Annotated in this window: 20 protein-coding genes; 8 read left to right on the top strand and 12 right to left on the bottom strand. The window is 35.7% G+C overall.

All coding sequences use genetic code 11. The annotated features are described in order from the left end of the window. Positions 1–66: 66 nt before the first annotated feature. Positions 67–1,221, top strand: a complete 1,155-nt coding sequence (locus tag BTO23_RS13240; protein ID WP_105063749.1) for a winged helix-turn-helix domain-containing protein — start codon at positions 67–69, stop codon at positions 1,219–1,221. A 43-nt stretch (positions 1,222–1,264) separates the two neighbouring features. Here BTO23_RS13240 and BTO23_RS13235 read toward each other — a convergent pair whose 3' ends face one another. Then, the gene (locus tag BTO23_RS13235; protein WP_245922109.1) at positions 1,265–3,226 is read right to left on the bottom strand and encodes a methyl-accepting chemotaxis protein; all 1,962 of its coding nucleotides are present in this window, start codon (positions 3,224–3,226) and stop codon (positions 1,265–1,267) included. 22 nt (positions 3,227–3,248) lie between these two features. Beyond that, positions 3,249–3,410, bottom strand: coding sequence for a hypothetical protein (locus BTO23_RS21360; RefSeq protein WP_170066744.1), 162 nt, complete (start codon positions 3,408–3,410; stop codon positions 3,249–3,251). 319 nt (positions 3,411–3,729) lie between these two features. On the opposite strand from BTO23_RS21360, the gene BTO23_RS13230 reads away from it, so the two are divergent. From BTO23_RS13230 to BTO23_RS13220, 3 genes are all read left to right on the top strand, one after another. Then, on the top strand, positions 3,730–4,761 hold the full coding sequence (locus BTO23_RS13230) for a cytochrome-c peroxidase (protein WP_245922108.1): 1,032 nt from the start codon (positions 3,730–3,732) through the stop codon (positions 4,759–4,761). Next, complete coding sequence (locus tag BTO23_RS13225) at positions 4,758–7,574, top strand: PAS domain-containing hybrid sensor histidine kinase/response regulator (protein WP_105063747.1); 2,817 nt, start codon at positions 4,758–4,760, stop codon at positions 7,572–7,574. Before BTO23_RS13230 ends, BTO23_RS13225 begins: the two co-directional genes overlap by 4 nt. A 163-nt stretch (positions 7,575–7,737) precedes the next feature. Then, positions 7,738–9,417: a GGDEF domain-containing protein gene (locus BTO23_RS13220; protein WP_105063746.1), complete on the top strand. Its 1,680-nt coding sequence runs from the start codon at positions 7,738–7,740 to the stop codon at positions 9,415–9,417. A 52-nt stretch (positions 9,418–9,469) separates the two neighbouring features. Here the strand turns inward: BTO23_RS13220 and BTO23_RS13215 are convergent, their stop codons facing one another. Continuing rightward, a complete protein-coding gene (locus BTO23_RS13215; protein WP_105063745.1) occupies positions 9,470–10,558 on the bottom strand; it encodes a linear amide C-N hydrolase in 1,089 nt (362 codons plus the stop codon). A gap of 489 nt (positions 10,559–11,047) precedes the next feature. Between BTO23_RS13215 and BTO23_RS13205 the strand changes: the two genes are divergently transcribed. Next, a complete protein-coding gene (locus BTO23_RS13205) occupies positions 11,048–12,175 on the top strand; it encodes a winged helix-turn-helix domain-containing protein (protein ID WP_105063744.1) in 1,128 nt (375 codons plus the stop codon). A gap of 29 nt (positions 12,176–12,204) precedes the next feature. Here the strand turns inward: BTO23_RS13205 and glpD are convergent, their stop codons facing one another. From glpD to BTO23_RS13180, 5 genes are all read right to left on the bottom strand, one after another. Further along, a complete protein-coding gene (glpD, locus tag BTO23_RS13200; protein ID WP_105063743.1) occupies positions 12,205–13,752 on the bottom strand; it encodes a glycerol-3-phosphate dehydrogenase in 1,548 nt (515 codons plus the stop codon). Positions 13,753–13,934: 182 nt separating this feature from the next. Then, positions 13,935–14,702 carry a DeoR/GlpR family transcriptional regulator gene (locus BTO23_RS13195; protein WP_005422126.1) on the bottom strand — a complete coding sequence of 256 codons (768 nt, stop codon included), beginning with the start codon at positions 14,700–14,702 and terminating at the stop codon, positions 13,935–13,937. Between the two features lie 190 nt (positions 14,703–14,892). Continuing rightward, positions 14,893–16,407 carry a glycerol kinase GlpK gene (gene glpK, locus BTO23_RS13190; protein ID WP_060992199.1) on the bottom strand — a complete coding sequence of 505 codons (1,515 nt, stop codon included), beginning with the start codon at positions 16,405–16,407 and terminating at the stop codon, positions 14,893–14,895. Between the two features lie 55 nt (positions 16,408–16,462). Further along, complete coding sequence (locus BTO23_RS13185; protein ID WP_060992198.1) at positions 16,463–17,317, bottom strand: MIP/aquaporin family protein; 855 nt, start codon at positions 17,315–17,317, stop codon at positions 16,463–16,465. Between the two features lie 421 nt (positions 17,318–17,738). Continuing rightward, a complete protein-coding gene (locus BTO23_RS13180; protein WP_061003684.1) occupies positions 17,739–17,990 on the bottom strand; it encodes a hypothetical protein in 252 nt (83 codons plus the stop codon). A gap of 741 nt (positions 17,991–18,731) precedes the next feature. Here BTO23_RS13180 and BTO23_RS13170 point away from each other — a divergent pair. After that, the gene (locus tag BTO23_RS13170; protein ID WP_061003682.1) at positions 18,732–19,922 is read left to right on the top strand and encodes a leucine-rich repeat-containing protein kinase family protein; all 1,191 of its coding nucleotides are present in this window, start codon (positions 18,732–18,734) and stop codon (positions 19,920–19,922) included. 120 nt (positions 19,923–20,042) lie between these two features. Here BTO23_RS13170 and astB read toward each other — a convergent pair whose 3' ends face one another. Further along, complete coding sequence (astB, locus tag BTO23_RS13165) at positions 20,043–21,377, bottom strand: N-succinylarginine dihydrolase (protein WP_105063742.1); 1,335 nt, start codon at positions 21,375–21,377, stop codon at positions 20,043–20,045. Between the two features lie 328 nt (positions 21,378–21,705). Here astB and BTO23_RS13160 point away from each other — a divergent pair, with 328 nt between their 5' ends. After that, a complete protein-coding gene (locus BTO23_RS13160; protein WP_105063741.1) occupies positions 21,706–22,890 on the top strand; it encodes a putative manganese transporter in 1,185 nt (394 codons plus the stop codon). 113 nt (positions 22,891–23,003) lie between these two features. On the opposite strand, the gene yghU is transcribed toward BTO23_RS13160, so the two are convergent. Both yghU and BTO23_RS13150 read right to left on the bottom strand, forming a co-directional pair. Further along, positions 23,004–23,864: a glutathione-dependent disulfide-bond oxidoreductase gene (yghU, locus tag BTO23_RS13155; protein ID WP_105063740.1), complete on the bottom strand. Its 861-nt coding sequence runs from the start codon at positions 23,862–23,864 to the stop codon at positions 23,004–23,006. A 44-nt stretch (positions 23,865–23,908) separates the two neighbouring features. Further along, positions 23,909–24,529, bottom strand: a complete 621-nt coding sequence (locus BTO23_RS13150; RefSeq protein ID WP_105063739.1) for a DsbA family protein — start codon at positions 24,527–24,529, stop codon at positions 23,909–23,911. Between the two features lie 152 nt (positions 24,530–24,681). Between BTO23_RS13150 and BTO23_RS13145 the strand changes: the two genes are divergently transcribed. Beyond that, a complete protein-coding gene (locus BTO23_RS13145; RefSeq protein WP_061003675.1) occupies positions 24,682–25,533 on the top strand; it encodes an EamA family transporter in 852 nt (283 codons plus the stop codon). Here BTO23_RS13145 and BTO23_RS13140 read toward each other — a convergent pair. After that, complete coding sequence (locus tag BTO23_RS13140; RefSeq protein WP_061003673.1) at positions 25,520–26,389, bottom strand: AraC family transcriptional regulator; 870 nt, start codon at positions 26,387–26,389, stop codon at positions 25,520–25,522. The two genes, BTO23_RS13145 and BTO23_RS13140, sit on opposite strands and share 14 nt — an antisense overlap. Between the last annotated feature and the right edge of the window lie 37 nt (positions 26,390–26,426).

Below are 26,426 nucleotides of genomic sequence, written 5' to 3'. Positions count from 1 at the left end.
GATATTAATTACGGTATATTGATAGAATACTCGATTATTTCAAATAGTAGTCATTTATTTATCTCAATGTTAAAGCAGCCTTTTGTTAAAAAACAAAACAACATTCACTATAATAACATTTCTCTTAACATAAAAAAGAAGAGTATATCAACAAAGAAAATAACGATTCAACTAACAGACATTGAATTAAAAATAATCATTCTTTTGATTAAAAATCATAATGTTACACACAGCAAAGAAGACATACTGAATTATGCCTGGAATAGAAATGATAACTACGTCAGTGTGGTTCCACAAACAATTTCACTGTTAAGAAAAAAGCTTCATCGACATAATATAGATATAATTGACACGATAAAAGGCGAAGGATATAAAGCGACAGAAAAAACCAACTCATTTGAAATACCTAACATAAAAATATGGGCTTTATTTGTTGCTTTTTTAACCTGCACTGTCATCTCATATATGTTATATGACGATTACATAATTAAAAAGCCTATAGTTCAAGAGCTTGTAGAGCATTCACCTAATATTTTCAAACCAAGTAATTCACTGCCAGTAATATTTGATAACAATGTCATCAAAACTGATATTTACTATTATATTAATAGACAAAAATGCAATCTAAGTATTTCAGCTTGTAAACTAGAAGATGGACAATGTCGCTCTATCTATAACAAACTATTCTTTACTAACGAAAATAACACACCAGAAGACATAACTCCTTATTTATCAGAAGTATACTTTGACTACACCCCTCCTAAATTATTGGCTGCCCATCAAATAGATGATGAATTTAAGGTGGAAAGCAGTGTTGATCTTGGCGCATTAGATAATGACAATTATTCAGGCCACGCTTATCTATACTACGACCTTAAAACGGAGCGTAATGAGAAACTCATTAGTGAATTTTCTATCTTCATTACTGAGTCTGGCTACGAGGGAAGCTATCGATACTCATCAGATTTAACTATCAATCTTCATAAAGAGAATGATAAATATTTCGCACTGCTAAGTAATATGAATAAAACAACGAATTTTAAACTTGGTCGTGAACACCACGGAATAATCAAAGATCAAACTCAACTTTATGCCTATCCACGATTACTTAATGGCCCAATAAAAACATTTTATGCCCATATTTACCCAATAAGTAAAAATACTAATTTCACTTATTTTGAAGATACTAAAACATCTCTACTTATGTTTGAACATAAATAAATCTAAGGGGGAAGGATAACCCTCCCCCTAACATTAAGACAATTTATACATTAAAAAATGATAGCTTCGCTTTCTGTCCCTCAGATAGCTCAGACAAATGATTACTAGCTTGAGCAGTCTCTTTTATTCCTTCTACATTTTGATTAATACTTTCACTAATGGTACTAACATTTTCACTAATAGACGAAATAGCTCGACTCTGTTCATTGGCAGCATTTGCCATCTCTGAGTTCGTTTGCGATATCATGTCAATCGCCACCGATATATTATCTAACTGCTCATTAGTTTCTTGGCTCATACGTGTGGTTTCATGAATGATCTTAATTGAATCAGAAACAGAAGTAACAACATCAGACGATTTTTGCTGAAGGTTATCAATAATACGTTGAATATCCTGTGTCGATTTTTGAGTTTTTGCAGCCAACACTCTAACTTCATCCGCAACAACGGCAAAGCCTCGTCCGCTTTCCCCTGCACGAGCAGCTTCAATAGCCGCATTTAAAGCCAGTAAATTAGTTTGTTCAGAAATAGAATCAATAACAGTGATGACTTCACTTATCTTATCTGTTTGTTCTTTAAGTACGTTCACTTCTTCTGAAGTTACATCCATTTGCATTGCTAAAGAATGGCTTAACTGTGCACTCTCATTAGCAATTTTAGATCCCGTTAACGTTAAATCTAATACTTCTCTCACCCTTAATTCAGCTTGGTTAGCTGAAGCGTCAACCTGCATTGCAGATGCAGATAACTCAGTGACTGCTGTAGAAATTTGTTCTACCTGCCCTTTTTGATCATTCGCATTAGCTTCACTTTCAACCATAACTGCAGCGAGTTCAGTTGAAGCTGAAGACACTTCATCACCCACATTCCTCAAATCAAAAATTAACGTCTGTAGATTCCTAACAGTATCATCAGTATATTTACAAAGGGTTCCAACTTCATTAGTACCTTGATAATTGATAATATCAGTCAAATCACCTTTCGCCACATACGCCATTTGATCCTGAATACGTAAAATGGGTTTAATAATGATTCTTGCAACAAACCAACCAGTTAAGGTCGAAGACAGAATAATGAAAGTTAGCGATGCCAACAGCATAGATTCACTGTCAGTAATTAAACCGGTTGAACCTACTGTTAAATCATGAGTTCGTTGAATTAACTCAGATAACGTCTTTGCTAAAATGTCATCTGCTTTCGTACCTGATGCGACAATATTATCGCTATATTGAAGAATTCCTCGACCACTTTCCCACAGCATTCCATTCATCGCTGAATACGTATTAAAACCTTGCTCTAACACCTTTTTAGCTTCTTTATTATTCAGCTTTTCAATTTCAGTAAATGCGATATTAAAATTTTCGATGAGATCTTTTTCAAATTGTGGCAGTAAATCCAAAGAATGCACTGATGACATTCTTACAATGATTTTTGTACTTGAAGAGTACAACGCTTGACGGATTTGTGCCCATCTTGTTTCTTCTTCTAAGCTGACATTACTTGCCATTATTATATTATTCGCTTGATCAATATAATCACTAATCCAAGGAAGAGACATCCAAGCGATATCCATCTGCTCATAGTCCGATTTAACTTTTTGTAAATCAGCACCATACTTCCCAATCAATACCTGAACTTCTGTCATACGTCTTTGAAACTCATCCGTAGATGTCGTGACATTAGCGGATGCTTTCACTTCAGATAATAATTGAAGAACGGCTCGATTTGTTTCTATGAATTCTTTATCAGCTGACTTTAAATAATTAGGATTACCTAAAGCACGACTTGTAATAATACGGAGATGAAGTAGTTTTTCTTGTGCATAAGTGAGCTTTGCACTATCAATGGAATTGTAATCCATGGCTAATGAGTTTGCTGATAATTTATGATAGCTTTGAATGATCACACTTGACGATAACGCCATAATAGAGATGGCGATCGCTACTGGTATGAGTATTTGATATCTTAATTGAAGATTCATAAAAATGCGTTCTAATTGAGTCAAACTTACTTTCCTTTTGGCTTTATTAATTATTAATTCCATATAACTCAATTAACTGCATTCCAAAAACACCTTCAATAAAAGCAATTTCTTCGTCACTTAATACATTTGACACAGTATGAAAATGGTCTTTAGAGTTTCTATAATTAACTTTACTTCCACTCTTATTCCTTTCATTTATTTTCATTGAGTTATACCTCTAATTTTAAGGAAAAGCAGTGTAAACGATTTATTTAACCATGCGTAATGCCACAACAAGCAATTAAAACCATAAAACATTATTAATCAATAATTTAAATAAAACCGAACAGGTTTAATTTAGAATATTTTAGGTATAAATTCCCATTTAAAAGGATCATTCTTGTTTTCTGAATACCCAGATGAAAATGAGACTAGAAATATAAGAAAAATCACTGTCCTTTTTAATAAAAGGAACTTTCTACATAAAGACGTGATTCTTTATCCTATACTTTTCAAATGAAAGGAATCTAATAGGAAAACTAATAGTGCATCTTTTACCGTTTCGCTGGGTTATCCCACTTATTATAATCAGTGTCTGTAGTATCTATTTGTACTTCTCTTTTCAAGAGCCTATTTGGGGTTCTAATTCTCATCCACAAACGATTGAAAGTAATGAACTGTTTTCTAAAGCCATTACTGCCATCAACGAGGTAGAAATTAAAGAAAAAAGCAAAGCTAAGTTAGGCTTAGAGCTTTTCCTTGATCCTAGATTATCTTCAAATGGACAAGTGAGTTGCGAATCGTGCCACCACATTTTTACTAACGGTGCCGAGTCTATTCCCTCTTCGATTGGGGTTCATGGCGAAGGGCCACGCAACTCCCCAACACTATTTAATATCAGTTTAAATACTCGCTTTTTCTGGGATGGTCGTGCTGCAAGTTTAGAACAACAACTTGATGGCCCAATCCATAACCCATTAGAAATGGACAGTAATTGGACGGACATCATTCAGTTTCTCACCTCTTCAGAGCATTATTCCAAGCGTTTCAAACAAGAATACAATGGTGATATTACAGAAAAGACCATTAAAAATGCCTTAGTAACTTTCATGACAACACTAAATACACCTAACGCTCCGTTCGATAATTATTTAAAAGGCGATAAACGAGCAATATCTCAAATCGCACTTAATGGTTGGGATAAGTTCCAACAATTAGGCTGTGTATTTTGTCATCAAGGTCAAAACGTGGGAGGTAACCTCTTTCAAAAATTTGGTAACCTCACCGCATTAGAAACACAATTTGGAGATTCTGTAAAAGACGATCTTGGACGATTTGATATCACAGGAGACATCAATGACCGTCATGTTTTTCGTGTCCCTAGTCTACGTAACGTTGCGATTACTGCCCCTTATTTCCATCATGGAAAAACAGAAACTCTTGAAGAAGCCATTATCATTATGGCTCGCGTTCAGTTAGGACAAGAGTTAAGTCCAATGACTGTTGTAGAAATCAGCGCCTTCTTAAACAGCTTAACAGCGCCAAGACCCGCTGCTTTAGAGGAGTTAATTCAATGAGATTAATAAACACTAATCAACTCAGCTTAATGCTTATTGTATTTATCACCTGCTCTGCTGTGTATTTATCGTTGATTGTCACTAAAAGTCATTTGGTAGATCAATACCAACGTGCTTATTTGTCACTATCTGACAGCCTCATTCAATCTAGAGAAAATCTCTATTATTTTAATCATCAAGACAATAAAGCCTATGACGTTTACTCATCACAATTGGTTAATGCCGATCTAAAAGCTTCTTTTCTATCGGAGCGCTTAGAAAACGATCAAGCACATTGGTTATCACGCTTTCTGATTAGTAGCGATGAAGCGATTAGCTACGCAAAAAATACTCAAGTTGGTGCCTCCACCCTTATTAACGATCTAGAGACATCACTTCGATTAAAGGTTTCATATGAGTACTCAGCACTAACAACGCTATTACTGGAAGAAAAGCTATTAAGCACTTTACCTGCACTCGAAGATAAACTGTATGTTTCACAATTTACATTAACTGGCTTAATGGAGTCCCCTCCTAGTCGTTACCTAAAGACACAACCTGAATTTAAAAGCCTATCTAATTACATAGCCTTCCGTGAACGAATTAAAGTCGAAAGTAAAAATAAAGAAAAAGATATATTTACCAACAATGTAAAACAAATGCTTACACAGCAAAATAGCTATTGGTTATCTCAGGCCGAATCAATAAAAAACCACATGTTTATTACCGTGGTACTTTTTATCTGTGCCATTGCTGCCTATTTTTATCTTCAGTTACGTGAACGTTTACGACAAACATTAGTTATAAAACGGGACCTTTTTAACTCTGAAAAAGAAAAATCAAAGCTTGCACTGGTTGCCGAACATGCTCATGACGCAATCTTAATTACTGACAAAGATGGCATTTTAACATGGGCAAACCAAAGCTTTTGTACCTTATCAGGGTATCAATTAAATGAAGTTTTAGGTAAAAAACCGGGAAATATTCTACAAGGTGAAAAAACATCAAAAGATGATATTAACCGGATTTCTACAGCTATCAAAAACGGGGCATCGATAGAATCCGAATTAGTTAATTACCATAAAAACGGAACTGAATATTGGATAGATATTGCGATTACCCCAACTTTTGATTTAGAAGGTTCATTAGAGCAATTTATCGCCGTTGAAAGAGACATAACTAAACGTAAAGCGCTGGAAATAGATCTAGCCGATGCAGCAAAGCAAGCTGAAGTATCAAATAAAGCCAAATCTACTTTTTTAGCAACCATGAGTCATGAATTGAGAACGCCCTTAAATGGTATTCTTGGTATGGCACAAATTATAGAAAGTAATATAAAAGATCCAGAACAGCACAAACAAATTAATGTGTTATTAGAGTCTGGTGACCACCTACTCTCCTTACTAAATGATATTCTTGATTTTTCTAAGATTGAACAAAATAAACTCGAATTAAATTGCGAAGATTTTAATTTCAAAGATGTCATCAACCCTATTACCAGTACCTACATACCCATTTGTGAAGACAGGGGGCTTAATTTAATTATTAACAATGAAATAGGCCCTAACACTGTGTTTAAAGGTGATAAACCTCGGATCCGACAAATCATTTTTAACCTGATAAGCAACGCAGTAAAGTTTACTCATGATGGTTCGATTACTTTGCTTTTCAATCACACATTAACCGTAAAAAAAGAAACAGGTATTACCATACAAATCAAAGACAGCGGTATAGGGATACGACAAGAACGCTTAGAGAAAATCTTTGACCCTTTCATTCAAGCGGAGTCTTCAACGACTAGGCAATATGGTGGCACAGGGTTAGGACTAGCGATAGTCAAACAGCTGGTTGATGTTATGGGAGGTGACATTTCCGTTAATAGCACAGAGGGAAAAGGAACGACATTTACAATCGTTATTCCTCTTGAAACAAGCATTAAACAAGCGACCGTTGAAAATAAAGATCATTCACCGAGAACCAATATTGAAGAAACTAAAACGCCAACTAATTTATCAATATTGATTGCAGAAGATAACAAGGTAAATGCACTCGTTGCGAAAATGTTCTGTCAACGTTTAGGACACCAAGTCACCATCGCGGAAAATGGTCAGATCGCGCTTGATATATTACAAGAGAGTTCATTTGATTTGATCATCATGGATAACCATATGCCAATCATGGACGGTATAACAGCAACACAAATTATCAGAAATAAATTAAAACTCTCAACCGTCATTTTTGCTTGTACTGCAGATGTTTTCCAAGAAGCTCATGATAATTTTATTGCCGCAGGTGCCAATTATATTTTAACTAAACCTCTTCAAGAACAAAGCTTTCTAGATGCGATCAATCATCACAAGATAAAAATTGAACGAAACAAATCTAGCCACCAACCAAAAACAAATATTATAGAGTTAAAACGATACTCAAAAGATAAAATTACCACATTAGCCCTTACTGAAGCCGAATTAACATTAGAACCTCTTATTGAAATTTGTGGGGATGATATAGAAATACGAAATGAATTTTTAACTTCATTTATCAATACCTCAGAAGAGAGCATTACTTCTTTAATCACCGCTTACGACAAGAAAGACATCGATAATATCCGCCTTCATTCGCATTCAATAAAAGGAATGGCAGGAAATTTTGATGCTCATCGTCTTGTAGAAAGTGCAAGTTCTATCGAAAAAGATGCGAAAATGGGTATGCTCCCAAAATTGAATGATATCCAACAACTTATCAATTTATTAGAGGTAAACATTCAACAAGCCACACGATTAATGGAAAATAAATCTGATAAAAAACAAGGTGACGTTAACATTAACGCCTAATTTCAATTAAATTTGATAACATCATCAATAGTTATATTTTTTATCGCACTGTTTCATTTTGTAAATGTGACATTCATCTCAATTTGAACTTGGGTTCAGATAGGCTCAATTTATTGAACATGATAAATTAACGCCAATTACAACTTGGGATGTGATAATAATAATGCTTGAGAATAAATACTTCATTTACCAGCCGAATTTTTTCGAAGGGTCTATTGTTTCTTATGAAGCATTATTACGAATCAGATACTCTGATGAATTGCCTATTCATTTCATTTCTGAAATTGAAGACAAAGAAGGTTTTGATAAAGAAGTCATTTCTCACGTTATTTCAGATAAGCTAAGTTTACGAAATCACGATCATATTCATATTTCAATTAATATATCAGTAGAAAGCTTAGAATCAGAATCTTTTATTGATTACTGTGAAGCATTATTTTCGCAGCATAAAGGCTTTACCTTAGAACTTAACTTCAACAATAAGGACTTTAATCTAGAAAAAATACGCTCTCATATGAAGCGCTTACGTCACATTGGTGTTCTTTTTACACTTGATGACTACGGTATAGAATGTGTTAGCTCAGACCCATTATTAGGGTTGAATTTTGACTATATTAAAATTGACCGTTCTTTAATTAGTGCGATTAATGATGATTATTTGTCTTTTTGTTTCTTACGCTCTCTCTACCATAAGCTAAATAAATTTTTAGGTAATACCGTTGTAATAAAAGGCATTGAAAACGTCAATCAACTTAATTTAATTCAATCTTTTGGTTCGGTAATATCGCAGGGCTATCACCTCTCGTACCCATTACCTTTATCTGACCTTGATCAGAATTTTGAATCAAGAAAACCACAATCAAATAATCAATCAAACTCAATTACACCTCCTATTGATCGCTTTATTTATAACCTCAACATTGCCAAGAATGATGAAGAACTGACTATCGCCTTGAATGAATTACAGCCACAAGACCCCTTTAATCTATTAGGGATCGATTATAATAAATTCGATCTCCATGCTCTTAATCAAAAATATCAAGAATTACTCGATGGTATAAAAAGTCCATCGATTTTATTTACAACCAATTTAATGAAGCACTGTAACTGTCTTTTTATTCTAAGAGATGAATATGGTGTAGCGATATACAATAATAAAAAACACATAGATTATCTAGAATGCGACCTAGTTGGTATGACAGTCGATAAAGTTCTTACTCGCTTTCCCGATTATCAAACGTGTTTACAGCTTGATCAACAACTACTTAATAAAAAATCAGATATTCTAATATCAAATGAAACGATTGAAGTTGGGCCTCAAACTACTAGTTTTCATACTTATAGGCAAAAAATAAAGTATTTTGATAACACTTTTATTATGACTTTTGTTTATGAAGATAACCAGAATACACAAACATCGATTGACCCATTAACCGGATGTTTTACAAAAGAAAAATTAGATAGAATTGATGTAAACTCTTACAATATAATGGTATTTATTGATCTAGATGGATTTAAGAGTATTAACGACGAGCATGGCCATCAGTTTGGGGATAAACAACTTAAAGAAGGCGCTCGATTAATTAATCAATATTTGAGAAAAGAAGATCTTTTAATTAGATTTGGTGGGGATGAATTTGTTCTTTGTTTTGATTCCTCTTCAATTACAGACATTAGCACTAAAATGCGCAGTATACGTTCTCACTTCGAACTGTATTTCAAACAAAAATCATTGCCTTTATCTTTTTCATTTGGTGTATCGTTGATTAATAATGACATTAAGACTGCATTAGATAACGCAGATAAACAGATGTATATAAACAAAAGAAAGCGTAAGCAATAATCATAAAAAATAAGCCTCATAAAGAGGCTTATTTTTTAATCGTACATCAAACTTAAAGTTGAGGAATAACCTCTTCAGCATGGAACTTACCTGCATCTAATGAGCGTTTTTCTTCTGTTTTCCCGCTAAACGTAAGTTTATTTAAATCGACTTTTTTAATCGTACTATCATACATCGTTTTATAGAAAAACAATCCGTTAGTCTGATCAACAACCGAGGTCCACTGAGTTGCACTTGGTAGATTAGGAATATGCGCTTTGCTATTAAACTCACTGCCAATAGGAATATCGAAATTATTTAAGATATGAAAGGCTTGAGATACAGCAGCATCACTTTCTTTTATTTCTGGAGCTGAGTTAACATAAAAAGCCGCACGAACAAATCGAGAGGGTGGCGTGATATCTCCTGGTAGCCCTAAGAAACTAGAACCAACACCAAATGAAAAGGCATTCACATCATTAATCTTCTGCCCTTTGCTAACACCAGGAGTTAGATGAATGTAATTATTCAAGTTTGTAACCTGCCATTGGTAATCAGGCGCATTAGTTAACACTTTCGCTGTATTTTTATGGATATTAATTTCACCGTTATTCATAATTTCAATAACAATGTTATTTCCCTGTTTATCTGCAACGCGCCAGTGTGCTGTTGGTGATGGAACACCTTTCGCATCAATATAAACTGGGATAATTTTAATTTTATCTAACGCCTGTTCTACTTCGGCAACCGTTTTAAATTGCGATAACATCCAGCGATTAAAATCCATATCTGTAATGGTTGTTTTTGTGTCTTTAGGATCGTATGTATCTAATGATCCGTAGTTTTTAAAATAGAATAAACCTGCGGTTAATCCTTTTTCATTTACCCCATCAGCAATAAAGCGATCATCACTCACTGAAATACCAACAAATCCATACTTAGACTTCCATTCAAGTCCTTTCTTCTGATCTGGCATAATAGAGGTATATGTATATTCACGAGGAGACACAATCAATTTACTATTGAGGTCATTTTGACCCCACTCGATCGTTCGCGCTTGAATATAATCATGATTAGTTGTCGAAAGAGAGATACCAGTACAGGCACTAGCAGAATAAGCAACGCAAGAGGCGATAAGCATTGAAAGAAGTTTAAGTTTCATTTTACTATCTCATGATTAATTATTTTTTGATATTACTCCTATCCAGACATTTGCCAAGCACTTCTTTTCTGTGTTTATAAATACGATTTAATTAACACCATCTTTAACCAATTTCCTTACTGATAATTCATTACCATTTTTTGATTTCAATTCCCTTTCCATCCACTTAAAATCACTTATTCCAACAATAAAAGTACAATGCACAAAGCACGATTGGACAAGGTTATTTTCACAAAGGTCCATAAATGACTGCATTGAATTACATATTAAGGTTATTTTTTCCATATCGCCACCTACCTATTTAATAAATATATAATTACATACGTAGGATCATATGAAAAATAAAAAAACACAAAAAAATGAAAACTAAAAAATAAAATGAGAAATATCCCATATAACCAATTTAATCTAAAAATAATTCAACTATATTATAGACATTTTCAATATCATATTTGAGAATCATGAGTCGTATAGAACATAGGTTTAAAAATGTCTAATATAATTAAAAATCATAATTTCACATTATTTCTCAACGAGAAGAAAATCATTACAAAAAGGAATAAAGAAATAAAATTAAATTCAGTAGAAATAAATATTCTTTATCTTCTGATACAAAATCCAAAAACAATCTTTACAAAAGAAGAGATTCTCAATAATTCATGGGGAAAAGAACTCAATTGCTATACTTCTGCAGTACCTCAAGCCATCTCTCTGCTTAGAAAGAAAATGAAACCGCATGGCTTTGACCCTATAAAAACGATTAAAGGAAAGGGTTATATGGCGGCGCAACCCTACCACAAAGAGAAAAAAAAGAAGAACTCATTGCTCCTACTTCTTCTATTATTAACAATGACTTCATTAATTTCCTTAGATCAAATAGATATCTACTTAGTAAAAGAAAAAATAAAGTCATTTAAATTCAAACAAGAAATACAAAATATTATCGTTACATCTACGTCAGAAAAATTAGACCTATCACAAATAAAAACCAAAAATAACATTAAATACTTTATCAATAATCAACATAATTTCATCGCTTTATCTGCTTGTGAAATACAAAAAAACAAATGCATTAAAATATACAATAAGATTTACTTTAAAGATAATTCAAAAAAAATAGACGTAGCTAAATTATTCAATGATATTAAATTTGATAAAAAACAAAAGATCCCTGTAAATAATTTAACCAATTCGATATCACTATCTACTGAAATTAATCTAAAATCATTGTTTAACCAAAAATATCAAGGTAATCTTTACATTAACACTGACATAATCAAAATAAATGAAAATAATTACAATACAAAAGAAACAATATTTATCAAAGAATCTGGTTATTCTGGTGGTTATGGGTATATATCACAAAACCATGTTACATTAATAAAAGATAAAACTATTGAAAAGTTTGTGATTAAAAACAATGATGAAAATAACATAACTTCAGGGCGACTACAGTTTGGAATAGTGAGAAATGATGAAATAACGTACGCTTATAATCAGCTATTTAAAAAAATGGGTAATAATTCTTATAGTTACTTTTACCCTATATCTGAAAATATAGGGTATTTCTTCAATGATGAAATGAATATTTCCTATATTGGTTATTATCATTCCTAAAAAAAGCAGCCATAATCGGCTGCTCCTTTTTAAACTACTTTTTTAAGCTGTATGTTGTGTTTATTTACGACCGTATTTTCTATATAAGCCGTCAATTCGTTTTTCTCTTCATCATTTAAATACAAACCTAACTTCGTTCTACGCCATAGCACGTCTTCTGCTTTCTGAGAGAACTCATACTGTATTAAATAATCAATTTCAGCTTGATAAACGCCTTCTGAGAACTTTATTCCCATATCAGCTTCACAAGTGATATTTTCTAATAATGTCCAAACTAAAGTACCGAATTGGTTCACATAGCGCGTTGCTGTTTTTTCTGCTAACCATTTGTGCTTACTACAGATATTATTTACTAACTGCTTACGTGGATAATCAAAATCACCACCCGGTAATGCTACATTTTTGGTCCACGACGTCCCTATCTTCATAAAGTATGGACTTAGCATCTTCATTGCAGTTTCTGCTAATTTTCGATATGTCGTTAATTTCCCACCAAAAATAGACAATAAAGGTGCTTGATCTAACTCTTGTTCTAACTCTAAAGTGTAATCACGAGTGATCGCTTGAGGAGAATCAGATTCGTCATCACACAATGGACGCACGCCACTATAAGTCCAGACAACATCATTACGTTGGATTTGATCAACAAAATGTTGATTCACAACATCAATTAAATAGTTTACCTCATCTTCTGATATTTCTACTTTTCTCGGGTCGCCTTGATATTCAACGTCCGTTGTTCCTATAATTGAAAAGTCTTCCATATAAGGAATAACAAAAACAATGCGATTATCTTTATTTTGTAGAATATAGGCTTGTTCTTCATTATGTATTTTTGGTACAACTATATGAGAACCTTTAACCAAACGAATATTCCGTGGTGATTCTTCTTCTAGGCTATCATCAAAGAATTGTTTTACCCATGGACCTGCAGCATTCACAAGCGCTTTAGTTTTACGTTCAAAGCGTGTATTCGTTTGCTCATCAAAAATAGTCACATGCCAAATGCTATCAACGCGTATTGCTTTTTCAACACGGCAGTAGTTCTTCACTTCTGCTCCATTTTTTTCAGCAGCCATAGCATTAAGAATCACTAAACGCGCATCATCAACCCAACAATCAGAATACTCAAACCCTTTTTTCATTTCCGGTCTTAGCAGGCCAGAAGCCGCGAGGTTAACTGAATGACTTGCAGGAAGTGTAGTTCGTTTACCTAAATTATCGTAAAGGAAAAGGCCAGCACGGATCATCCATGCGGGACGTAAAAATGGGCGATGAGGCAAACGAAAACGCATCGGTTTAGCGATATGTGGTGCTTTTGCTAGCAATACTTCACGCTCCGCGAGCGCTTCAGAGACTAAACGGAATTCATAATGTTCTAAATAACGTAAACCACCATGGATCAACTTTGAACTTGCAGATGACGTCGCAGAAGCAAAATCTGATGCTTCATATAAACCCACAGTTAAGCCTCGACCAGCAGCATCAGCTGCAATCCCCGCCCCATTAATACCACCACCAACTACAATTAAATCTAAAACAGCGCAGGTTGTGTGTGTTTGGTTTCCATTATTCATAGTTGTGACCTCAAAGACTCATAATGAGCGAACGAACATTAATTACGATAAAAACACGATAGCTTAACTTTCGTTTTGAGTCACTTTATATTTTCGATTTCGAACATTTAGTGTGATGGAGATACAAAAAAATCCCTGATCTTAATCAAGAACAGGGATTTTTTATTTATTAGAAATGAGGGCTACTTTGAAATTACTTCATAAGGGATCTCATTATCTTTTAAGATAGTTACAATCTCTTCTGGTGGTTCTTGATCGGTAATGATCATGTGCAGCTCTGTGATACTGCCTAAGTTCACCATCGCATTACGACCAAATTTAGTATGATCAACGGCAAGATACACGCTGCGACTGTTCTCAATGATCGCTTTTTTCACACGAACTTCGTGGTAATCAAAATCCAATAGTGAGCCATCATAATCAATACCACTGATCCCTAAAATACCAAAATCTAAACGGAATTGCTTAATGAAATCGAGGGTTGCTTCGCCCACAATACCACCATCACGATTACGAACTTCACCACCCGCGAGGATAACTTTAAAGTCTGGATTAGCCATTAAGATCATAGCTACATTGATATTATTAGTAACCACACGTAAGTCTTTATGATTCTTCACCAATGCTTTTGCGACTGACTCTGGCGTTGTACCAATATCGATAAATAGCGTAGCACCGTCTGGAATATGCTTTGCAAGTGCTTCTGCTATAGTATCTTTCTCATTCAACTGCATCACTTTACGCGTAGTATAAGCCGTATTTACAGAGCTAAGAGGAATGGTTGCACCACCGTGATGACGGCGGATCTTATTTTCATCAGCAAGTTCGTTTAAATCACGACGAATGGTTTGTGGACTGACTTTGAATTGCTCCACTAAATCTTCAGTGCTGACATATCCATGTTGTTGCACAAGGTTTACGATTTCTTGGTGTCTTGATAATTGCTTCACGAATTACTCCCCTAATTTCGATCAATCAATGACTTATATTTTTCAACTCAAATCAGTGTACTAAAGAAAATATAAGGAATGAAATTTTTGACGTAAATATGCGTGATATATATCAAACAAAGTTCGGAAAAGAAAAAGGAGCACATAAAATGCACTCCTTTTCGTTTAATTAATCATCAAATTAGATTAATTACTCTTCGTCGTGTAGCTCTGCCCATGATTGAGCACATTTTACTGCGCGTTTCCAACCACGGTAACGTTGATTACGTTTATCTTCATCATGGTGAGGTTCAAACGAACGATCAATTACGGCTTTACCAGCCAGTTCATCAAGGCCACCCCAGAATCCAACGGCTAAACCAGCAAGGTAAGCAGCACCCAAAGCAGTCACTTCGGTTACTTTTGGACGGTGAACTGCAACATCTAATACATCCGATTGGAACTGCATTAAGAAGTTATTGGCAACCGCACCACCATCAACACGGAGTGCTGATAACTTAATACCTGAGTCTGCTTGCATCGCATCAATAACATCACGTGTTTGATAAGCAATACTCTCTAGCGTTGCACGAATAATATGGTTAGAACCACAACCACGCGTTAGACCCACAATCGTACCACGAGCATATGCATCCCAATATGGAGCACCAAGGCCAGTAAAGGCTGGAACGACATACACGCCATTTGATGAATCCACTTTAGTTGCAAAGTATTCTGAGTCTTTTGCATCTGCCAGTAATTTCATTTCATCACGTAACCACTGAATCGATGCTCCTCCCATGAATACCGCACCTTCAAGTGCATAAGACGCTTCACCACGTGGACCACATGCTAGTGTCGTTAATAGACCATTGCGAGACGTTACTTTCTCTTTGCCTGTATTCATCAGCAAGAAACAGCCCGTGCCGTACGTATTTTTCGCTTGACCTTGCTCTACACACATTTGACCATAAAGTGCGGCTTGTTGATCCCCTGCAATACCTGCAATTGGAATACGCGTACCGCCTTTACCACCAATGTTTGTTTCGCCATACACTTCTGATGATGATTTAACTTGAGGCATCATTGAAAGTGGAATATCTAACTCTTTCAGCAGTTTTTCATCCCATTGCAGTGTATTGATATTAAATACCATGGTACGAGAAGCATTGGTGTAATCTGTAACGTGAACACGTCCTTGCGTCATTTTCCAAACAAGCCATGTATCAACGGTACCAAACAATAATTTACCCGCCTCTGCGTCTTCACGAGCGCCTTCAACGTTATCAAGAATCCATTTAATTTTTGTACCTGAGAAATATGGGTCAACAACTAAACCTGTATTTTCACGAATGTATTCTTCAAGACCTGCTTCTTTCAGTTTTTCACACGTATCTGCAGTACGACGACATTGCCAAACAATGGCGTTATAGACTGGTTTACCCGTTTCTTTATTCCAAACAATCGTCGTTTCACGTTGGTTAGTAATACCAATCGCAGCAATTTGATCACTGCGAATCCCCGCTTTCGCTAAGGTTTCAACTAACGTCGAACTTTGTGTTGCATAGATTTCGAGTGGATCATGCTCAACCCATCCTGCTTGAGGATAAATCTGAGTAAATTCACGCTGAGAAACACTGACAATATTGGCATCGTGGTCAAGAATGACGGCACGAGAGCTAGTAGTTCCTTGGTCAAGTGCAACAATGTATTTTTGCTCAGTCATGATGGAGTCCTTTTGTGTGTAAAATTCGTAGGGAGATAATTGTTATTTTATTATATTAAACTTCAGCAGTTTTAGTGTCTTCTTCCACATCACACTGATTTGGAATTGTACAACCATGGCCTGCTTTTGGTAAATAAGCACCAATCATTTTTGGATACGCCCAACCACCGAAACATGCACCAGCAATTGGCGCTAAAATTGGAACGATAAAGTAAGGAATTTCTTTTGCCCCCGTTAATGCATAATCCCACCCCGCTAAGTAAGCAAATAGTTTTGGACCAAAATCACGAGCAGGGTTCATTGCAAAACCAGTTAGAGGACCAAGAGAACCACCAATAACGGCAATGAGTAAACCAATAAGAAGTGGATTCATTGCACCGCGGGCTGCACCATTATGCTCATCACCTAAAGCAAGAATTCCAAACATAAGAACCGCAGTAATGACAAATTCAACCGCAAATGCGCCTAGTATCGATAAAGAAGGATGTGGATAAGTTGAAAAGATACCGGCTGTAGATAGTGCTTCTTTACTGCTACGTAAGAAACCATTTGCAATTTCATAATCAGAAAATAAATTGCTGTATAAAGCATAAACCAATGCCGCGGAGCAGAAAGCACCTAACACTTGAGCAATGATATAAGGAATTATTTTTGCTTTATCAAATCCATGAAACGCCGCTAATGCAATGGTTACAGCAGGATTTAAATGCGCTCCAGAAACGCCCGCAGTACAATAGATGGCAATCGCAACACCTATGCCCCATATAATACTAACTTCCCACTGACCAAACTCTGCGCCAGTTAATACTAAAGCGGCAACACAGCCGACGCCAAAAAAGATTAATAAACCAGCACCGATAAATTCAGCGATGCATTGTCCAAGTAATGTATGTTGTTCATTATTCGCCATGATTCATTCCTTTGTTTCGTTATTTATTATTAAAGTAGGTTTACAGCATTCACGTTAAGCAGCCAGAAATGTACTCCTTTTATTAATAATTGATATGTCATCAAAGTCAAAATGAGCATTCGAGCACAGAAAATGCGTGTTAGAATATCAAAAAGAAGATCTGGAGCATAAAACAAGCAAACGAACAGGTATGACCAGAGTGATATACCTATTTAAGAAATAAAAAGAAGAGAAAGGATAACAAGAGTAACAAAGACAAAAACTATTATATCAATGGCTGAAGCAATAAGTTATTAGAATGATAATTATTAACTGAAATCACACTACTCACTCTCATCAATACAAATAAGAATGCTCGTTTTAATACATTATGATTAAAAACGAGCATGAGCTTGGCAAATAGTATTGATTTCAACTGTAATTATAAATCATTACTAAATTCAATACTTTCTAACTCTCTTTCTATTTTATAATTATATTTACCAACATAATGGAAGCTCAATAAAGTAGATCCGAACCAACAAAATACAAGTACAATAATTTTGGGTAAAAAGGCAAGCGAAAGGAGCGTTAAAATTATTGATAATTCAATTGATGAATAGGCAAGCCCAATAGGACCAAGCCATAGTGTCAGTACTAATGCGATTGAATACGATTTTTTTGTGGGTAACATTTCCTTCCTTTAAGTTTCTTAGTCTTTAGTTTAAAGATACAAGTTGTTGTTGATAATAATTAATACCATATGCGCTATAGATTTTTATATCTAATAGTAAATATAAAAATATTAAACATCATATCGATAAATCTACATTACCAATATCATTTACCTTGTAGTTTTAAGTTATTATATTCATCTGGTGATTGTTTTATAATGGTGTTTTTTATGAATTAACTATTCAGATAAACTGAATAATCAAAGATATTTAATTTAAGCTCTTACCAATACAGTAAGTCATTTTAAGTTAAACTATAATAATTAGAATTATCATTAAAATTGGTAGCTAATTTCAATTCGATGATCACCATCAGAGAAATGAGTATATATACCGCCAGAAGAGCTGGTATATCTTGCACGTCATCATGACTTTCTTCAGCTATTGCTGTTGAGTACGAAGTGAATGATCCTAACGCTATGGCTGCTTTTCTATTCCAAATATCTCTCGTACTTCCCCACATTATTTGAAGTACACCATTTACTCCACATCAATTATAAATATTTTTACCACTACAAAGTGACGATACACGATGCCAAGTTGTGAGCCAATGACTCCTAAGTTATATAGGTTATAACCAACTCGTTATATTAGATTTATAGTATTAAACACCGTACAATCAGCGCTAAATTTTGAGACTGTTCATTTCAAATGACACTTTCCAATAAGCCTCATATATAAACGACAATAGGTAAATTAGTTTGCATACATTAGCGCAGTTAAAATCAGGTGAATTACAAGGCATCACTCGACTTCAATTAAGTGAAAACCTAACCGAATTTCCATTAGAAATTTTATCTTTGGCTGATTCTTTAGAGATCTTAGATTTATCGAATAACCAATTAACTACGCTACCAGAAGAAATTATCCAGTTAACCAAGCTAAGAATCTTCTTTGCTTCGAATAACCCATTTACTGTTTTTCCTGATGTTTTAGCTACACTTCCACATTTGGAAATGATTGGCTTTAAAGCAAACCAGATTAAGAGCGTACCTGAAAACGCATTTCCACCTAAGTTGCGTTGGTTAATCTTGACGGATAACCAAATCGACGTTTTGCCTAACACTCTTGGTAATTGTCATTTAATGCAAAAGTTAGCATTAGCGGGTAACAACTTAACTGATCTACCTGCTAACTTATCTCAGTTACACAATCTTGAGTTGTTACGTATTTCAGCAAACCAATTAATTGAATGCCCAGAGCAATTGCTAAACTTACCAAAACTGGCGTGGTTTGCCTTTGCAGGTAATCCATTCTGTAAATCTGATCTAAAAGTAAAATCAGTCCCAAGTATTGCGTCTTCAAGTTACACCTTAGAAAACGTATTAGGCCAAGGCGCTTCTGGCGTAATTTCTAAAGCACATTGGAATAAAGAGCAGAATAATTTTCCACAAGAGATTGCGGTTAAAGTCTTTAAGGGCGAAGTGACAAGTGATGGTTACCCTGAAGATGAATTACAAGCATGCTTAAAAGTCGGTAATCATCCAAGTTTGGTGCAATCTTTAGCGCAAGTAAATGAAGATAATTACTTAGCCTTAATAATGAATTTGATCCCACCACATTACAAAAACTTAGGTTTACCACCAAGTTTAGAAAGCTGTACGCGTGATACTTTTCCTGAAGGGTTTAGCTTATCATTAGGACACATCAATAAGATGGTTGCAGAAATGCGTAACGTATTTGAACACCTTCATGATAACCAAGTCTGTCATGGCGACTTATACGCGCACAACACTTTATTTGATGAAGAGGCAAATATTATCTTTGGTGATTTTGGCGCAGCCAGTATGTATCACATGCTGACTCAAGCACAACAACAAAAAATCAGGTCCATTGAAGAACGTGCTCTAAATTACTTCATTGATGACTTAATGAGTGTGCAAGCGAATTAGCTAAATCACACGTACATAAAGCTATAGCAGGGATTTACAATGTAAACCCCTTTATATATACACAAGGGCCTTAACTAGCTTAGTTTGAAAGAAACGACTTTAAGGCCTTATTTCGGAGATTTATCTTTGGAAAGGATACACTGATCCTAAGTGCATAATTTGTGTTAGCTCATCTAAGGCAGCACGTGACTCCAGTAGCAATTGAGGATCAGCAAGATCCTTATCTTCAATACGATCTCGATAATGCTTATCAGCCCACAGATTAAGTGTTGTAAACAATTGATCATTCATTAACGTATGTTGATTTACTGCTTTTTGCTCTGCTTCATTTAATACTACGCGTAAACGGAGGCAAGCTGGTCCCCCTCCATTTTGCATACTCTGTTTTAAATCAAAGGTATGTAACTCATCAATTCCACGGTTTTGATCCACTAGTTCATTCAAGTATGCCCATACTCTTGGATTCTCACGACAATGCTGTGGAAGAATGATTAAGGTTGTACCATCTGACTTAGTGATTAATTGGCTATTAAACAAATACGTTTCTACTGCATCTTGAACAGAGACTTTATCTGTTGGTACCTCTATAACATTAAAACCTAAACCATAGGAAGCACTTAGATCTGATTTCACTTGTTCTTGGTTTAAAAAAGCGTGTTGATGGCAAAATAATGTATTTCGGTTACCGACAGCAATAACATCATTATGGAACACACCTTGGTCAATAACATCCGGATTTTGTTGCGCAAAGACAGTGAATTTATCACGTAAACCGTGCGTTCTTGCTATTGCTTCACTCGCTTCTAATGTTTGACGTGCTGGGTATTTTTTCGGAGCAGGATAACGGTCATTAAAGGCACTCTTACCAAAAACAAAAAACTCAACCCCTTGCTCGCCATAGTCATTACAAAAACGAGTGTGGTTTGCTGCGCCTTCATCACCAAAGTAATCACTGTGAGGCAAAGCTTCGTGATGAGCGAAATGTTTTTCATCTGCAAAGGTGGCTTTTAAAATATTACCCGTTACTTCATCTTCAATTGAACGGTGAAACTTATTAATGAGGTTTGCTGGTGTAAAATGAACTTTGCCATCAACAGTATCAGCACTTGGAGAGACAGTGCCCGCATTGGCTGTCCACATACTTGATGCAGAACTGCACGCCGCTAATAATTGAGGTGAATACTGATGAGACTTTTGCAATACTTCACCGTCTGATCCAGAAAAACCCAAACGACGTAGAGTATGAATATCTGGGCGCTCTTGTGGCGCTAATACCCCTTGAACAAAGCCCATATCATGCAAGGCTTTCATTTTTTCTAAACCTTGCTTCACTGCTTGTTTTGGATTTGATGCGCCAGATTTATTATTTTTAGAGGCGATGTTCCCTACCGATAAACCGCTGTAGTTATGTGTTGGCCCAACAAGACCATCAAAATTCGCTTCAACTGCTTTCATATATTCCCTCATGACTGTTCTTTTCCGCGTATTGAGTTCTTTGACTCAATCTATTTGGCTGATAGTAGCAAATTAAACCCAGTCAGCAGCATTTGATCTCATCAAACAAGCGCACAATCACAACTTTTATTTAACATTAACGTACTTTTAATTAACTATTCTCTATAATCAAATATCTATTCAGGCTTTTATTCTAGCAATTAATAAAAACAGCTCTACTGATTGTTAATTACTTATTCATCGGTAAAAACTATCAAAATGATAGTTGATAATAATTCTCATTTGCATATACTGATAATAATTCGCATTTACTAATGGCTTTATTATTATGATAACTACTAATTTATTTTCACAATCGTTCTCGTTTTCGCAGTTCTCACTGCAACACAAGCGTCTATTATTGCCTATTACATTACTCGCGTTAGTCGCGGCGGAAACAACTCGTACAATTACGGTAACTACTCTTTCTGATGCATTTTGGGCCGTTTCAACTTATGTTGCTTTTACTTTAGTGATTTACCACTACCTATCAAATATCATGGGTAAAACCAACCGTATTACTGCACTTTATAATAAATCTCGAACTAACCAAGTAGTGTTTTCATCTTTACTTGGTGCTCTACCTGGTTGTGGCGGTGCAATAGTAGTGACTACGCAATACATCAGCGGTAAAGTGGGGTTTGGGTCAGTAGTTGCTGTTTTAACAGCAACTATGGGTGATGCTGCTTTCTTATTGATTGCAGCGCAACCTAAAGTCGGATTTGGTGTGATGGCGTTAGGTGTGGTTGTCGGTGCAGTATCTGGCATCATCGTAAACGCCTTACATGAAGATGATTTTTTACGACCAGAAGCTCAAGAAATAATAGAACCAAAACGCGACATACCCTGTTTACAAGTTAAAGCAATTAATCTACAAGGTGCATTTTGGAAATGGGTACTCGTTCCTGCAACTATCGTTGCAGTATTAGGTTCTTTCCAAGTTGATATTAACCAATTGCTTCATGTTCCTGATCACACGATTGAATGGATAGGTGCTGTATTAGCGATTGGTAGTATGTTGTTATGGTCATTAACAAAAGAGATCAGTGACTATCAGTCAACGGTTTCAGAAGACAATAAATGTGTGACTTCTCATCCAATTCAAAAAGCCGCGCAAGATACTAACTTTGTCTCAGCTTGGGTGATTGTGGCTTTCTTAATTTTTGAGCTGACTACCTACTTTTCAGATATCGATTTACACACAGTATTCTTAGGTTACGGTATGTGGATGCCCTTAATTGGTTTAGCTATTGGTTTATTACCGGGTTGTGGTCCTCAGATTTTAGTCACAAGCCTATATCTATCTGGAGCAATGCCAATGTCTGCACAGCTTTCAAATGCAATATCAAATGATGGTGATGCACTTTTCCCTGCGATTGCACTAGCACCAAAAGCGGCAATGGTTGCGACCTTCTACTCAGCAGTTCCTGCTTTTGTGGTTGGTTATGGTTATTACTTCTTATTTGAAATGTAATCACCTCTCTGATTCATTTAAATAAAGTAGTTAACTAAATAAATGCGAATAAAAAAACAAAGGCGACAGTATTATGCTGTCGCCTTTGTTTCATCTATATAACGTAACAGTGATTATTTTGGCTTCTTGTTTAACACCATATCAATATCTTCTGCACTATGACGCTCTGGTACTTGCTCCCACTCTTCACCCCATGAACGGTTTACAATGCGTCCACGTTGCACCGCTTCTCTAGCTTCAAGCATTTTTGCCCAGCGTAGTACGTTGGTATAGCTCTCTACCTGCAAGAATTCAGCGGCATCATACAAATTACCTAGCACCAAGTTGCCATACCACGGCCAAATCGCCATGTCTGCAATGCTGTATTCTTCACCAGCAACATACATATTCGTCGCGAGTTGTTTATCAAGGACGTCTAATTGGCGCTTAGCTTCCATTGAAAAACGATTAATTGGGTATTCTTGTTTTTCATCAGCATACGCATAGAAATGACCAAAACCACCCCCTAAGAATGGGGCTGAGCCTTGTGCCCAAAATAGCCAATTAAACGTTTGTGTTCTTGCACTGCCTTCTTTTGGTAAAAACTGACCAAACTTTTCGGCAAGGTGAACTAAGATAGAGGCCGATTCAAAAACATGAGATTCAGGGTCAATAGAATGATCAACTAGCGCTGGAATTTTTGAATTCGGATTAACATCAACAAACCCTGATGAGAATTGTTCACTTTCACCAATGTTGATCAAATACGCATCATATTCAGCGTCTTTAATACCTAACGCCAATAGTTCTTCTAAAAGAATCGTCACCTTTTGTCCATTTGGTGTGGCTAATGAATAAAGCTGTAAAGAGTGCTCACCTACTGGAAGCGTTTTCTCATGCCTCGCTCCTGATTCTGGACTATTTATATTCGCCCATTTATTACCGCCATCAGTATCATTAATCCAAATTTTTGGTGGTGTATATTCCGCAGCCATTGAAAAATCCTTATCCGTTCGGAGGTAGAGTAATTGATTACTTATTAATATAGACGACTTTTTAATAGTGCAACGGTTCCTTCTGACTTTTCATAATCAATTGGTAACTCTGTAATCTTGCCTTCTTGCTCTAGAAATAAAGAGGGAAAACCACTTTTTCCAAGAGAGCGAGTAAACATGATTTCATCTAATAACATTTTATGTGTGTCTGGAGATAATAAATCCAATTCAAAGCGCTCCATATCCAATCCAATCGTCTTAGCACACTCAATAAGAACGTCATTGTCACTTGGATTTTTCGCATTCAAATAATAAGAGTGCTGGATAGCGTCAAGCATTGATAATTCAGCCCCTTGCTCACGGGCGGCTAAAATTGCTCGACACGACGGATAAGTAGAACGGCGAGGTGTATTGGTTTCCCAGAATTGATGATTAAAATCTGTGCCTAAATAGTTTTCTATCTTCTGCCAGTAAGACGCGATTTGTACCTGCATCTCTTTTGGCATTGGTACATCTGAATCAGGCGCTAGCCCACCAAGAACATAAACAATCTTCATATCCTCAGAAACGGCTTGTTTCACTTTATCCCATGTTGGTTTATAACCCCAACACCATGAACACATTGGGTCATATACATAATAGAGTGTTGCTTTTTCTTCTGACATAATTTAATCCCTTTATATTAATATCAGCAATCGTTACTTTCATCATATGGGATGCATAACTTAATAGCAAAATTTCAAATAAGAGCATAGAATCAGCGCCATCTAACCTGTGCGCAATTATTGCTCTACTATCAATTTTAGAAAGGGTCATTATGTATACATTTTTTGGGGCTTTAGCTTTTATGATATGGGGATTAGTTCCTGTCTACTTCCATCAATTAGGAGACATGAGCCCTGCATTAATTTTATCTAACCGCATTTTTTGGTCAGCAGTGATCTTAATGGCTGTTTTTTGCTTCAAGCCCAATTTAATAGATAAGAAGCAATGTACGACTAGAAATATCTCTATTGCATTTGTGGCAGGGATCATGATGAATTTATCGTGGTTAGGATTTGTATACGCCACCATAACCAATAACATCATGGCGGCATCATTAGCGTTTTATATTACGCCTGTTTTTGTATTCTTTATGAGCTTTGTCTTTTTTAAAGAAAAGCTTAAATCACCACAAAAAGTTGCCTTATTTCTGATGGTATTGGCCATTGTGAGTTATGTATATTTAGATCAACAATTGCCTGTTTTAAGTTTGGCTATTTCACTCTCTTTTGCTAGTTATATTGCCATCAAAAAACTGATTAAATTAAATACGTTTGGTGCGATTTTCTTTGAGCACATCTTATTTGCCCCTGTTGCCTTATGGTACATCATGATTCACTCTAATGGACTTTCTGCATTTAACTGGGCAACCTTAATGGGAGCAGCACCATTACAACTCATCCCTATTTTATTATTGAGTATTTCTATTCTCAAAACACCATTAAGTAAGATAAGTTTACTTCAATATATTGAACCAACGTTACATCTTGCATTAGCGGTATGGATTTACCACGAGCCTATCTCTAACGGTCAAAAGTGCGCGTTGCTCTTAGTTATTCTCTCTATCATGGTTGCTAACATCAAAATGAAGAAACCGCATAAACCGAACCTTGCTAATAAAAGCTGATTGGAAGATAAAAATCCAATTCAAACGCTTCATCATCATTTAGAAAATGGTTTTGATGGTAACGAACATACGCTGGTGTTGATCTAAGTTTAAAGCCGGACGCCGGCAACCATTGCTCTAATACCGTACTGATTTGTGGTAACAATTGACCATAAACGCCATGCAACCTAAATACAGCATGTAACCCTCCAGGGATCACCATTTGATTAACTACACCACGGTATTTTAACGGTTTATTTATCGCAATACATGCCACGTAACGGCACTTATCTAGATTTACCCATGCTGGATTTGAATGATGTAAACCAAATTGAGTTGAGAAGTCTCTCCCCTCAGTATTTGCCCACGCCTTTAATACTAACCATGCATTACGAATTGAACGGTTATAACCATCGTGTCTTACATAAGCCGCTAATAACTCTGGAACCTCTGTAATTTTTGGTTGGGGCAAAACTCGCTCTGCAACTGCTAAGTACCCCGCTGCAATTTCTGGATCTTTCAAATACGGTTTATCTGATATTTGTAAATCATGTTTACGCCACTCGCCCGGAGACATATCGAACGTAGATTTAAACGCACGACTAAAAGAGGATAGAGAGCTAAATCCACAGGTATTTGCAATATCCAATACCGTTGATTTAGTATCAAACATTAGCTGATTGGCGGCATATTCCATGCGTGTTCGACGAATATACTGATGAATAGACTCCCCCACGACTTGTTTAAAGATACGATGAAAGTGTTGTTCCGAATAAGCGGCGACTTCAGCTAAGTCTTTTGCTGCAAGTTCTTGGCTTATGTCTTGATGAATATAAAACAGAACATCATTAATTCTTGATATGTGTTGTTGACTCATAAACTCAAAATAGCATAAATGGACATATTTATAAGCA

It is taken from the genome of Aliivibrio sifiae, from assembly GCF_002954715.1.
GTDB lineage: Bacteria > Pseudomonadota > Gammaproteobacteria > Enterobacterales > Vibrionaceae > Aliivibrio > Aliivibrio sifiae.
The sequence above is the reverse complement of the archived record's forward strand: the minus strand, read 5'-3'. Positions and strand labels throughout refer to the sequence as shown.